The organism is Polaromonas sp. P4_F9, assembly GCF_056401235.1.
Genome location: NZ_JBFUJT010000035.1, coordinates 1 through 12,727, shown reverse-complemented (window position 1 = coordinate 12,727; position 12,727 = coordinate 1). Strand labels below are relative to the sequence as shown.

Here is a 12,727-nt window from a genome sequence, read left to right as displayed (position 1 = left end):
CTTTCAGGGGCCGCGGAGGACGGCAGGTCCATTTGCCCGCCGGCCGGTTTGCCTGTTTCTATTTGAGACTCGCGAGCTGCGCCGAAGAAGCTGCACTGCCCAGCAGGATGAAGGCACCGGCCAGGGCCAGGTTCTTGAAGAAATGCAGCAGCTGGTTGCGCTGGTCTTGCGGGATGGCGCTCCAGAAGGCGTGGGCCAGGAAGGCGTCCACCACCAGGAAGAGCGCTGCCGCCAGCGCCAGCCAGCGGACCTGCCATCCGCCCATCAATGCCAGACCGGCGGAGACCTCGACCGCACCAACAGCAGCCTGGAGATGATTGCGTTGTCGCAGTGAATCGATAAGGTGGGCCGCGCCAGGCCCGACGAAGGCCAGGGCCAACAGGACCCGGCCGAGGATGAGGGTTGAAAGGGTGTTCATGGGCGCTTTGTCGTTGGGTTTGAGTTGCATGGTTGGGTCGTGAGGCAAGGCTCGGGGACGGCAGCTCATGCCGCCGCCTCCGAAGCGGAACCAGCCGGCTCAGGCCTCCTGCGCCTCCCGCAATACGGTCGGCTTGAGCATGTCGGCGATGCCGATGCGGTGCGCAAACTCCTCGCGCACGCGTTCCGCCACCTCGGTCACGGCACCGGCGCCGTCGTCGATGAAATCAATCACCGAGCGGAAGGGCCGGCTGCCGTGCGGCAGGCTCACGATGCGGGCGATCTCGTCGGCCACAGCTTGCGGGTCGGCGTGGTCGGGTGTCAGCGCTGACAGCCGTTCGCCCACCTGGTCCATCACGCCGTCGTAACGCGCATAGGCGCCAGCGGTGGCCTGGTCGGCGGGTTTGCCGGCATTGGGGAAGTGCGCCGTGCCGCGCGTGAAGGCGCCGGGTACGACGATGGAGGTCTCGATGCCGAAGCGGGCCAGCTCGTAGGACATGGTGACCGCCATCGAATCCATCGCGGCCTTGGCGGCCGCATAAGGGCCGAGGAAGGGCGGGAAGCCGCCACGCACCGTGGTGCTGCTGACCCACAGGACGAGGCCGGCTTCTTTCTGCCGCATGCCCGGCAACACGGCGCGGTTGACGCGCTGGCTGCCGAGGAAGTTGGTGTCCATGACCTTGATGATTTCTTCCGGCGTGAAGGCCTCGGTGGGGCCGACGACCAGGTGGCCGGCGTTGTGCACCACGACATCGAGGCGACCCTGCTCGGCCAGGATGTGGGCCACGGCGGCATCGGCCGAAGCCCGGGACAGCACGTCGAGTTCGACGGCGCGCAGGTCAACGCCGTTGGCAAAGCTCCAGTCGCGCAGCTCCCGGACCTTGGGTGCGTTGCGGCCTTCGGTGTCGCGCATGCTGGCATAGACCGTGTGGCCGGCCCGGGCCAGGGCGCGGGAAGTGAGGTGGCCAATGCCGGTGGAGGCGCCGGTGACGAGGATGACGGATTTCATGATGAGGATCTTTCTGAAAATTTACGTGATTGAAGTGATTGGAGGGAATCAGGCTGCACGGGTCATGCGGTGCTGCAGCGCATGGGCAATCCAGGCCGCCAGAGAGCCCAGAGCAACCGCGCTTGCCAGCTCCGCAAAGGCCGCCGGTGACGGTTGCAGGTGCGAGGCAAAGAAGGCAATCAGGCCAAGGAAGTAGCACAGGATGTTGTTGAACACCGGCGCGGCGCGCAGCGAGACGACCACCACCGCCACCGCGAACACCACCAGTGGCAAGGCCAGCGCACCCAGCGCGGGGCCCAATGCGCCCAGCCCCAGCGCAGCGGCCATGCCGAAGCCCAGGCCGAGCGCAACGCATAGGGCATTGACCGCGCCGTCCCGCGCACTGATGCCACGCGTAAAAAACGCGACCCAGCCGATGAACATGGCCCAGACCGGCAGCGCCAGCGTGGCGGTGAGCCCGGCAGCCAGCGCTGCCGTCACGGCCGCGGCGACGGTCAGCATCAGGAACAGCGCAGGCGACGGCGCGCGGCGCGCAGTGGGGGTAGAGGTAAATGTCATTGATAAGTCCTTGGTTGCGAGTGCTTGGTGTCGAGCGGTGACGAGAGGGCTTGAAGATTTCGTAGCGAGCGGGCCGAGGTCGGGTCGAGCACCGCAGCCGTACTCACGTACGGCGAGGAGCACAGGCCCGAGATCGGTCCGCGCAGTAGAAAGATTCATGTCCTCTCAGACCACGCCACCGTTGGCGCGCAGTGTCTGGCCGTTGACCCACCCGGCGTCTTCGCTGACCAGGAAAGCAACGGCGCTGGCGATGTCCTCGGGCGTGCCCAGGCGCTCGAGCGGCGCCATTTTTGCCATGCGCTCAATCGTTTCGGGCGTCTTGCCGTCCAGGAACAGCGCGGTGGCCGTGGGGCCGGGCGCGATGGCGTTGACGCGGATGTTCTTGCCGCGCAGCTCTTTGGCCATGATGTTGGTGAGGGTTTCGACGGCGCTCTTGGTGGCGCCGTACACCGCATAGCCGGACAGGGCCAGGCCGATCACGCTGGTCGAGAAGTTGACGATACGCCCGCCCTGCTGCAGGCGGGCGCCGGCTTCGCGCAGGGTGTTGAAGGTGCCCTTGACGTTGACTGCGAAGAGGCGGTCAAAGGTGTCGTCGTCGGTGTCGGCCAGCTGCGGCAGGGTGGGCGGCATGATGCCGGCGTTGTTGATGAGCACGTCGACGCGGCCGAAGGCCTGGATGGTTTCGTCAAACAGGGCTCTGACGGCAGCGGAACTCGACACGTCGGCCTGCACGGCGACGGCTTGGCCGCCGGCGGACGTGATGGATTGCACCACGGCCTGGGCTTCGTCGGCCTTGCCGGCGTAGTTGACGACGACGGCGTAGCCTTCCTTGGCCAGGCGTTGGGCAATGGCGGCGCCGATGCCGCGCGAAGCGCCGGTGACGATGGCGGTTTGGGTGGCTTGGGTGGCTTGGGTAAGCTGGTTTGCTGAAGCGGTCATTTGGAACTCCTGGGATTGATAAAGGTTGGTTGGCTCTGACCGCCCGCAGCGCTGGGTGGGTTGTGCGCTTTTGGTGGGTCAGTGAAGGTATTGTTCTATTCAATCCACATGCGATAAATACCGTAAACTTGCCATCACTGCTCAATAAATGCCAACAATGCGATGAGCAAAACAACCAGCAGAGAGCCACTCGCAGTGGACGAACGTGGGGGCTTTTCATTCCAGCAGGGGCCGCGGGACTGGCTTCGCCAGACCGCAGGCGCAGCGGCCCCCTCGGGGGGCAGGGCGCTACACGCAGTGAGCAACCGTGGGGGCGCTAGCTAGTGGATCGGTTTCATTCCATGCAGCTCTTCACCCGCATCGTGGAGCTGGGCAGTTTCACCAAGGCGGCCGACGACCTGCAGCTGCCGCGCGCCACGGTGACGCATGCGGTACAGCAACTCGAAAAGCGCCTGGGCGCGCGGCTCTTGCACCGCACCACACGCCATGTGAGCCCCACGCAGGACGGCGCGGCTTATTACGAACGCTGCCTGCGCCTCCTGACCGATCTGGAAGAGGCCGAGTCGGCGTTCGTCAACGTGGGCAGCAAGCCCCGGGGCAAGCTGCGCGTGGACCTGCACGGCACGCTGGCCAAGCACTTTTTGCTGCCGGTCATTGCGCAATTTTTTGAGCGCTACCCCGACATCGAACTCGAAATCGGCATGGGCGACCGGCTGGTGGATCTGGTGCGCGAGGGCGTGGACTGCGTGCTGCGCGTGGGCGAACTGACGGAGTCCAGCATGGTGGGGCGCCGCGTGGCTTTATTGGAGCAGGTCACCTGCGCCAGCCGCGAGTACCTGGCCCGGCACGGCACGCCCGACACGGTGGAGGCGCTGCGCGGGCACCGCGCCGTCAACTTCCTCTCGACCCGCACCGGCAAACCTTTGCCCTTTGACTTCCTCGTGGAGGGTGCTGAGCGCCAGCTGCAGCTCAAGGGCTCGGTGGCGGTGACCGACGCCGACGCTTATGCGGCCTGCTGCGCCGCGCACCTGGGCCTGATCCAGGTGCCGCGCTACCACGTGGCGGCGCGGCTGAAGGAAGGCACGCTGGTGGAGGTGCTGCCGGCCTTCAGGCCCGCACCCATGCCGGTGTCGGTGCTGTACCCGCACTCGCGCCAGCTGTCGCCGCGCGTGCGGGTGTTTGTGGACTGGGTGGCCGATGTGATGGGGCGGGCGGGTTGAAAGAAGAAGGCCCGAACAGCTGACGCCTGAATGGATGCGGGCACCCGGCCATGGGGTGCATTCCTGCAGAGCGCAGCGGAGCGCCTGAACAGCGCGCTACCCGCTTCTTCGCTTATTTGCGGCGCCGGCCTTTCACGGCGGCCGGCGCCAGCTCATGCGGCTCCAGGAAAAACTGCGTGTTACCGACCAGGCGCTCCACCGCCAGGTCGATGAACGCCCGCGCGCGCGCCGGCTGCGCATTGCGGCTGCCGTAGTACACATGCAGGCCAAGGTGGTCGGTGACATGCTGTGTGAGCAGCGGCACCAGCTTGCCCGCGCGCACCAGCGGCGCGGCGGTCACGCCTATCAGCTGGCCGACCACCTGACCGGAGACGACGGCGCGTGCTTCGAGGTCCACGTCGTTGGTCAGAAAAGCCGCCGCAATGCTTCGCCCCACGACTTCTTCGCCCACCTTGAATTCCCAGGGCATGGCCTTGCCGGTGCCGGCATGCCTGAAGCCGCTGCAGCGGTGATCGGCGAGCGCGTCTATCGTCTGCGGCGCACCGTGCTGCGCGATGTAGGCCGGCGATGCACAGACGACGAGTTGCAGCGGCATGATGCGCCGCGAGATGACGCCGCCCTCGGGCGGGGCGCCCGCCCGAAAGCCAACGTCAACCCGGTCTTCGACCCAGTTGCCGATGCGGTCGTCCATCTGGATGTCGGGGTCGACCTGCGGATGGCGGCGGCAATACTCTTCAAGCACCGGCCACAACACCTCCAGCATGATGGAGCGCGGCGCCACGATGCGCAGCGGCCCGGCGATCTCTTCGCGGCCCCGGCGGGCGCCGTGCAGGGCGCGCTGCAGGGTGGTCAGCCCGGGCTGGGCGGCCTGCAAAAATTGTTCGCCCTCTTCGGTCAGGCTCAGGCTGCGGGTGGTGCGGTGAAAGAGGCGCACACCCAGGTGCTGCTCCAGCTGCACCAGCGCCTGGCTGGCGGCTTGGGGCGTGATGGCCTGCGCAGCGGCGGCCTGACGCAGGCTGCCCAGCTCGGCGGCCTTGACGAAGGTGGAAACGGCGCGCAGTTCATTGAAGGCCATGGCGGCTCCTTGCGTGTTTACGGGGCTTTATCGGGTTAATGGATTGAGGGATCGAGCCCGTATTGTCATGTTTTGATTGATTATGAACCCAGCGATTGTGGTCTATTCAACACTCAATCGAAAACCTACATTGCCCTCCTCAGCAACATTTTTTCAAAGGGCAAGACCATGAATGCAAAGACTGATTTCAAACGTATCTGGATGATCACCGGCGCGACGCGCGGCATTGGCGCCCGCATTGCCGAGGCGGCACTGGCGCACGGCGACGCGGTGGTGGCGACCTCACGCGACGCCGCTTCGGTGCAAAAGAGATTTCCCGCGAGCGATGCGCTGCTGGCGCCGCCGCTGGATGTGACCGACGAAGCGCAGGCAGCTGCCGCCGTCCAAGCCGCATTGGCGCGCTTTGGCCGCATCGACGTGCTGGTCAACAACGCGGGCTACGGCCTGCTGGGCGCGGTGGAAGAAGCCACGGCGGACGAAGTACGGCGCCTCTATGAAACCAATGTGTTTGGCCTGCTCAACGTGACGCGCGCCGTGCTGCCGGCGATGCGGGCGCGCCGCAGCGGCCACGTGATCAACATTTCATCACTGGGCGGCTACCAGTCCAGCGCGGGCTTTGGCGTGTACTGCTCGACCAAGTTCGCGGTAGAAGGCCTGACCGAAGCGCTGCACGGCGAGCTCGTGCCGCTGGGCATTCATGTGACGACGGTGGAGCCGGGTTACTTCCGCACCGACTTCCTGGACAGCAACTCACTGGTGGTATCGCCGCGCATCCTGGACGACTACGCCGCCAGCGCCGGCAAGGTGCGCGTGGCCGCCACGCAGATCAACCACAACCAGCCGGGCGACCCGCTGCGGCTGGCGCAGGCGATGCTGAGGCTGGTGGAATCCGCCACGCCGCCGCTGCGCCTGGCGCTGGGCACCGACACGCTGCAGACCATCCAGGACAAGCATGCGTTTGTGGAGGCCGAGATGAAGGCATGGAAGGCGCTGTCGGCGTCGACGGACTTTCCGAAGGAAGCGCTGGCGGCCTGAGCCGCGTTGTTCAGGCAAGAGAAGGATTCGATTTCTTCAATGCCCTGTTTAGGCCGAGCGCTTTTCTCAGGCTGGCATCGACAGGGCCTGCAGGCATGAAGCGGCGCAATTTACTCAAGAGGAATGCCTGTCCAGCCGGAGTGCGGCGCATACGCCAGGTGCCAAGCGCCGCTTCGACGATCGTGTTTGCCACCTCAGAGGGTTCGGGTGCGCCGTTGACGCTATCGGCGACAGAGCGCGAGACGATGTCGCGTTCGCGGTCATAGTCCGCGATTTTTGACTTTACCTGAGGCGAGCTGGCCTCCAGATTGGTCTTGGTATAAGACGGCTCGACCAATGTTACGCGGATGCCGAACTGACGCACCTCATGATCCAGGGTTTCCGATAGCCCTTCCACAGCATGCTTGGAGGCCGAATAAAGCCCCATGTACGGAGCCGGGAGAAAGCCAAGCACGGAGCTGACATTGACGATCCTTCCGTGGTGTTGCGCTCGCATGTGCGGGAGCACCGCCTGGGTGGTGCGCAATATGCCGAACACGTTGGTGTCGAACAGGGAAGCGGCCTCGCCGGTCGTTGTTTCCTCCACCGCGCCGATCATGTTCATTCCCGCGTTGTTGACCAATACGTCGATACAGCCAACCTGGTCGATGATGGATTGGATAGCGCGTTGAACGGAAGCGTCGTCGCGAACGTCCATCTCGATGAGTTCGACGCCGGACATTGGTTTCGCTTTGGCGATGCTGCGCACGGTGCCGAACACCTGGCATCCTCGCCGCGCGAACTTTTCTGCAGCGGCACGCCCGATGCCCGATGACACGCCAGTAACAACGACAACGATAGATTTCGACATGGCAGATCCTTCCGATAAGTGAATAGTGAAGAAGAGCAAATCAGCGCGGATCAGCTTCTGTCGCCGGGCGGATCTTGAACCAGATGGAATACATGGCCGGCAGGAACACCAAAGTCAGAACCGTCCCGGCGAAGGTGCCACCGATCAGCGTGTAAGCGAGCGTTCCCCAGAACACCGAATGGGTCAGTGGGATAAAGGCCAGGATCGCAGCCAAGGCTGTCAAAACCACCGGCCGGGCTCGCTGCACGGTGGCCTCGACGACCGCGTGGAATGGAGCCAGTCCCACCTGTTCGTTGTGGCGGATCTGCCCGATCAATATCAGCGTATTGCGCATCAGGATTCCCGACAACGCAATCAACCCGACCAGCGCATTGATGCCAAATGGCTGCTGGAACAGAAGCAGGGTTGGCACTACGCCGATCAGTCCCAGCGGGCTGGTCAGGAAAACCATGACCATCGCGGAGATTGAGCGCACCTGCAAGATGATGATGAGCAGGGTGAATGCCAGCATGATGGGGAAGATCGGTAGCATCGCGACCGTCGCCTTGCCTGATTCTTCGATGGAGCCCGCCTGATCAATGCGATAGCCGCTCGGCAACTTGTCCATGACAGGCTGAAGCTGCCGGGTAATCGCTGCCGACACGTCCGGTGGCTGCAAGCCTTCGGCGATGTCGCCGCGGACGGTAATCGTGGGCATGCGGTCGCGCCGGCGCATGACGGGTTCCTCCATGCGTATGTCGACCTTGCCCAGTTGCGACAGTGGAATGCGCTGCCCGTTAGCGCCAGCCAGCGTGAAATCGCCGACCCTGGCGGGGTCGAGCCGGACCTCGCCAGCCGCGCGAGCGACGACCTGCACCGTACGGATATCTTCGCGCACGGAGGTGATGGGGACTCCTGTCAGAAAGAATTGCAGTTGTTGCGCCACCGCGCTAGAACTCAGCCCGACGGCTTGCAACCGGTCCTGTTGCAAGGTGAGGTGCAGCGCGGGCGTACGCATGCCCCAGTCAGTGTTGACGGTGCGCATCATCGGACTGGCGGCCATGACCTGTTGCACGTCTGCCGCAATTTCTCGCAGCTTGTCGGGGTCAGGGCCGGTGACCCGGTAGGCCACCGGAAACGGCGAATAGGGTCCGAATACGAGCTGGGTAACACGCAGCCGGGCCTCCGGTGCAAGCCCCTCGGCGATGGCCTGCCGCAGCCGGTGTTTCAATGCCTCGCGCTCGTCCTGGCTGTCGGTGCGCACCACGATCTTCGCAAATGATGGGTCGGGCAGTTCCGGTCCCATCGAGAAGTAAAAGCGCGGCGCACCCTGGCCGACATAGGCGGTAACGATCCGGGCTTCCTTTTGCTGGGCCAGCCAGGCTTCCACTTTCGACGCGGCGGCGCTGGTCTGGGTGATAGCAGTGCCATAGGGCATCTGCACCTCGATCAACACTTCGGGCCGGTCGGAGATCGGGAAGAACTGCTTTTTGACGACCGCCATGCCTAGTATGGCCACCACGAACAGGCCCACGACGGACGCGGCGACCAGCCACTTGCGCGCGATCACACGACCCAGAAGTTGGCGAAAGCGGTTGTAGCGCGGCGTGTCGTAGATCGCCTCGTGGCCGCCTTCGACCCTTTTTAGCTCAGGCAATAGTTTGACGCCGAGATAGGGCGTGAAGACCACGGCGACCACCCACGAAGCAATCAGCGCGATACCGACGATCCAGAACATATTGCTGGTGTATTCCCCTGCGGTCGACCGGGCGAAACCGTTCGGCATGAAACCGACGGCCGTGACCAGCGTTCCCGAAAGCATGGGCGCGGCAGTACGGCTCCAGGCATAGGCGGAGGCGGCGATGCGGCTGTAACCTTCCTCCATCTTCACCACCATCATCTCGATCGCGATGATGGCGTCGTCGACCAAAAGACCCAGGCCCAGGATCAGCGAGCCCAGCGTGATGCGGTCGAAGTTCTTGCCGGTCGCGAGCATCACCACGAAGACAGCCGCCAGCGTCAGCGGCACGGCTGCGGCGACCACGATACCGACCCGCCAACCCATGCTGACAAAGCACACCACCATGACCACCAGCAGAGCGGCGAAGAACTTGACCATGAATTCATCGACCGCCGAGCTGATGTTGACCGCCTGGTCCGTGACTTTTGTCAAACTCATACCGAGTGGCAGATCGGCGTTGACCGCCGCCACCTCTTTGTCCAGCGCCTTGCCGAGGTCGAGCCCGTTCCACCCATCGCGCATGACGATGCCGAGCAGCAACGCGGGTTCACCGCCATTGCGGACCAGGAAAGTTGAAGGGTCTTCATGGCCGCGCCTGATCGTGGCGATGTCCGATAGCTTCAGGGTGCGTCCCTGCGCAATGACCGGCGTGTCGCGGATCTTCTGCAGCTCGTCGAACGCACCGTCCAGGCGAATGAACACCTGCGGGCCCTTGGTTTCCACCGAACCCGCGGGCGTCAGGGCGTTCTGGCTATTGAGCCCGGCGAACACCTCCTGCGGGCTGACGCCCAGCGTTGCCAGACGTTCGTGCGAGAACTCGACGTAGATGCGCTCGGACTGCTCGCCGACGATGTTGACCTTCTTGACACCCGGCACGTGCAGCAACCGCTGGCGCAGCGTCTCCGCATCGCGCACCAGCAAGCGCTGCGGTTCGCCTTTGGCCTTGAGCGCGAACAGGGCAAAGGTGACGTCTGAATATTCATCGTTGACCATCGGCCCGATCACGCCGGACGGAAGGCTGCCGGTTTCGTCTCCGACCTTCTTGCGGGCCTGGTAGAACTGCTCCTGCACTTCCGAGGGCGGTGTGCTGTCGAGCAGGGTCAAGGTCGTGAAGGCCAGGCCCGGTCTGGTGTAGGTCTCGGTACGGTCGTACCAACGCAATTCCTGCAGCCGCTTTTCAATCTTCTCGGCGACCTGGTCCTGCATTTCCTGCGGGGTTGCCCCTGGCCAGGCCGTAATGATCGTCATTGCCTTGACGGTGAAGGAAGGGTCTTCCGCCCGGCCCAGCTTGAAGAACGCAATGAGCCCTGCCAGCGAGATCAGGCAGATCAGGAACAGGGTGATGGAGCGCTCGCGCACGGCGAGCGCCGACAGGTTGAAACGGCCTTCGCTCATGGCCGCGCGCTTGCGGTTGCGGCCGCTTGACCAGCCACGCGAATCTGCTCGCCTTCGCGCAGCAGGTGCGTGCCAAGTGCGACTATCCGGTCACCCTGCTTGAGTTGACCTGCGATGTGAGCACTGTCGTCGCCCAGGCGCTGGACCTTGACCGGTCGCCACGAAACCTTTGCCGGCTCACCCTGAATGACCCAGACTCCCGGCCCTTTGCCCGCGTCGGACAGGGAAGCAATGGGTACCGAAAAGCCGCCTTGCGTCGTGGAATTTGCATCCGGGATTTGAACGGTGACTGTGCTGCCCAATGGAGCGTTGGACAGCTCGCCATCCAGCACGTAGCGCGCCTCGAAAGTGCGCGTCAGCCGGTCCGCGGCGTTCGAGAGCTGCCTGAGCCTGGTCGGAACGGCTACGCCTTCCTGGCCAAAGAGCGTGGCCAACCCGGTTGAACCGACCGCAGGGCGCAAGGTTTCCGGTAGTTGAATGACGGCTTCACGGCGGCCGGCATGGGCCAGACGCACCACGACCTGTCCCGCGTTGACGACCTGGCCGGGTTCAACCAGCGTTTCCATGACGACGCCATCGCCATCAGCCACCAATTCCGTATAGCGGCTCGCGTTCCGGGCGACTTCGGCCTGGGCCTCGGTTGCGTTGAGCTGGGCTTTGGCCGCATCTGCTGCAGCCTTGACCTGGTCATAGGCCGAGGCTGAAATGGCACCGGTTCCGCGCAGGTCCTGGTAGCGGGCTTCGTCCTGCGCCGTTTGCTGCGCTCGCGCCCGGGCGGCGGCGACGGCCTCCTGTTGCCCATGAGCAGCGAGTTTCAGGTCGACGGGATCGATACGCATGAGCGCTTGCCCGCGCTTAACGGTTTGCCCCGTATCCACAAGGCGTTCCAGCACTTTGCCCGAGACCCGAAAGCCCAGATCGCTTTGTACCCGAGCGGCTACGGTCCCGGTGAACGCGCGAGACGCAGCTACCGAGCCCTGAATGGTGGCCACACGTACCAGCGGCGCCTCGGTACGCGGATCAGATTGCGCCTTGTCGCCGCAAGCGGCCAACACAAAAGGCAATGCACAAATGGCTGTAGATGTAGCGAAGTAACGCCTGAGCATGAAAGTCCCATTGACGAAATGATTAGACTTTCATTATGGTACTTGTGACCAAATTAGTCAATAGTCACAGTTTTATTTATGGTGACAGGCTGCGAAGCACCAGGCTCGACAAATGCGCCGGCGCCTCCTTGTTGTAGTCAAAGCTATGTTGCAAAAGCAAAGGGTTGAGGTAGGGGCGCATGACCAGATAGATGGCCAACGCCGTCTCGTCCAGGGGTGTCTTGCGCTCGAAGTCTCCGGTTTGCCGACCTTCCTGCAAGACGTCCCGAAGCAGCTTCTGGATGCGTTCTTCGTAGGCATAAACCGCCTGCCAGCGCTCTGTAGCGGCCGATGCGGCAATCTCGTAAAGCTTGCGGTCCTGGAAAAACAGGCGAAGGCTCGCCTCGGTCATGGCTTTAAACATCCGCCGCAGCTTCTCTGGCGGCATGTCGGCCCCTGCAATAGCCGCACTGACCTCGGTTTCAATCTCGCGCAGGCAGTTCGCGCAGATCATCTCGCCAATGGCCTGCTTGGATTCAAAGAACTTGTAGATGTAAGCCTTGGAAAACCCGATGGCTTTGGCGAGATCGGAGACGGTCGTTTTCTCGTAACCGTAGCGGCTGAAGTGCTCGGTGGCCGCGGTAACGATCTGATCGCGCACGTCGTGGTCGGCCGGGCCGCGGGCGGAAACCGGATAAGTGGTCGCTTTGTTCATGGTCTGAAGCTTACCTCTATCCCGAGAAATCAACAACAAGTGACCATATTGTATTATAGTCACCTCATCGACTACCTGATCCGGAACAAGTCCATGTTGCCCAAACGCACCCTTGCCATATTCATTGTTGCCGGCCTCTCGGCCGGCTGCGCCGTCGGTCCCGACTACGTCAGGCCCGATACGCCCATGCCGCGACAGTACCTGGGCCAACCAGCGGTAGACCAGCGGCATGCCACTGCCCATGCCGATCTCGTCACATGGTGGACGGGTTTCGGCGATCCGCAACTGACCCGATTCGTCACGCTGGCGTTGGAGCAGAACCTCGATCTCGCGCAGGCGTCCGCTCGCGTCACCCAGGCGCGCGCGGAGCTTGGGGCGGCAAATGCTGCGTTGCTGCCTTCCGGCAACGTCAGCGGCCAGGCAGCCAGAGCCTACCAATCCCTTGAAACGCCTCTGGGCAAAGTCTTGAGCGCTAGCTGTAGTTTCTCACGACGTTGTTCCCATCAAATCCGAGGCGAGAAGCTGGAGGGCGGTGGGAGGTCGCTGAGTGGGGCCTGCGAAAGTTGTAGTGATGCATCCAGGGCTCCAGTTCATGGGCCCTAGCATCTGAATCGGGGTAGATGAAGGCGTAGGCCCATTCGCGCAGCAAGGTCTGGATGAATCGTTCGGCTTTGCCGTTGGTGCGTGGGGTGTAAGGGCGCGTGCGGCG

At 63.5% G+C, this 12,727-nt stretch carries 12 protein-coding genes and 1 pseudogene; 3 read left to right on the top strand and 10 right to left on the bottom strand.

Translation table 11 applies throughout. The annotated features are described in order from the left end of the window. Positions 1-58: 58 nt before the first annotated feature. The 4 genes from AC1DUB_RS23455 to AC1DUB_RS23440 all read right to left on the bottom strand — a co-directional run bounded on the left by AC1DUB_RS23455 (position 59) and on the right by AC1DUB_RS23440 (position 2,923). Positions 59-418 carry a hypothetical protein gene (locus AC1DUB_RS23455; RefSeq protein WP_477731568.1) on the bottom strand — a complete coding sequence of 120 codons (360 nt, stop codon included), beginning with the start codon at positions 416-418 and terminating at the stop codon, positions 59-61. 99 nt (positions 419-517) lie between these two features. Further along, a complete protein-coding gene (locus AC1DUB_RS23450; protein ID WP_477731567.1) occupies positions 518-1,426 on the bottom strand; it encodes an SDR family oxidoreductase in 909 nt (302 codons plus the stop codon). Positions 1,427-1,474: 48 nt separating this feature from the next. Further along, a complete protein-coding gene (locus AC1DUB_RS23445; RefSeq protein WP_477731566.1) occupies positions 1,475-1,984 on the bottom strand; it encodes a DUF1097 domain-containing protein in 510 nt (169 codons plus the stop codon). 165 nt (positions 1,985-2,149) lie between these two features. Then, positions 2,150-2,923: a glucose 1-dehydrogenase gene (locus tag AC1DUB_RS23440; RefSeq protein ID WP_477731565.1), complete on the bottom strand. Its 774-nt coding sequence runs from the start codon at positions 2,921-2,923 to the stop codon at positions 2,150-2,152. A 323-nt stretch (positions 2,924-3,246) separates the two neighbouring features. On the opposite strand from AC1DUB_RS23440, the gene AC1DUB_RS23435 reads away from it, so the two are divergent. Further along, positions 3,247-4,143, top strand: coding sequence for a LysR family transcriptional regulator (locus AC1DUB_RS23435; RefSeq protein ID WP_477731564.1), 897 nt, complete (start codon positions 3,247-3,249; stop codon positions 4,141-4,143). Between the two features lie 112 nt (positions 4,144-4,255). Here the strand turns inward: AC1DUB_RS23435 and AC1DUB_RS23430 are convergent, their stop codons facing one another. Beyond that, positions 4,256-5,218, bottom strand: coding sequence for a LysR family transcriptional regulator (locus AC1DUB_RS23430; RefSeq protein ID WP_477731563.1), 963 nt, complete (start codon positions 5,216-5,218; stop codon positions 4,256-4,258). A 168-nt stretch (positions 5,219-5,386) separates the two neighbouring features. Between AC1DUB_RS23430 and AC1DUB_RS23425 the strand changes: the two genes are divergently transcribed. After that, on the top strand, positions 5,387-6,253 hold the full coding sequence (locus tag AC1DUB_RS23425; protein ID WP_477731562.1) for an oxidoreductase: 867 nt from the start codon (positions 5,387-5,389) through the stop codon (positions 6,251-6,253). 10 nt (positions 6,254-6,263) lie between these two features. On the opposite strand, the gene AC1DUB_RS23420 is transcribed toward AC1DUB_RS23425, so the two are convergent. The 4 genes from AC1DUB_RS23420 to AC1DUB_RS23405 form a co-directional block, all read right to left on the bottom strand. Beyond that, positions 6,264-7,103, bottom strand: a complete 840-nt coding sequence (locus AC1DUB_RS23420) for an oxidoreductase (RefSeq protein WP_477731561.1) — start codon at positions 7,101-7,103, stop codon at positions 6,264-6,266. 40 nt (positions 7,104-7,143) lie between these two features. Then, complete coding sequence (locus AC1DUB_RS23415; RefSeq protein ID WP_477731560.1) at positions 7,144-10,218, bottom strand: efflux RND transporter permease subunit; 3,075 nt, start codon at positions 10,216-10,218, stop codon at positions 7,144-7,146. Beyond that, complete coding sequence (locus AC1DUB_RS23410; RefSeq protein ID WP_477731559.1) at positions 10,215-11,324, bottom strand: efflux RND transporter periplasmic adaptor subunit; 1,110 nt, start codon at positions 11,322-11,324, stop codon at positions 10,215-10,217. The genes AC1DUB_RS23415 and AC1DUB_RS23410 overlap by 4 nt, the downstream gene beginning before the upstream one ends. Before the next feature lie 76 nt (positions 11,325-11,400). Beyond that, positions 11,401-12,018: a TetR/AcrR family transcriptional regulator gene (locus AC1DUB_RS23405; protein WP_477731558.1), complete on the bottom strand. Its 618-nt coding sequence runs from the start codon at positions 12,016-12,018 to the stop codon at positions 11,401-11,403. 93 nt (positions 12,019-12,111) lie between these two features. On the opposite strand from AC1DUB_RS23405, the pseudogene AC1DUB_RS23400 reads away from it, so the two are divergent. Next, positions 12,112-12,510: pseudogene (locus AC1DUB_RS23400) on the top strand (TolC family protein); the annotation flags it as partial. Here the strand turns inward: AC1DUB_RS23400 and AC1DUB_RS23395 are convergent. Then, a partial coding sequence (locus tag AC1DUB_RS23395) for an integrase core domain-containing protein (protein WP_477731557.1) occupies positions 12,491-12,727 on the bottom strand: 237 nt, incomplete at its 5' end. The pseudogene AC1DUB_RS23400 and the gene AC1DUB_RS23395 sit on opposite strands and share 20 nt — an antisense overlap.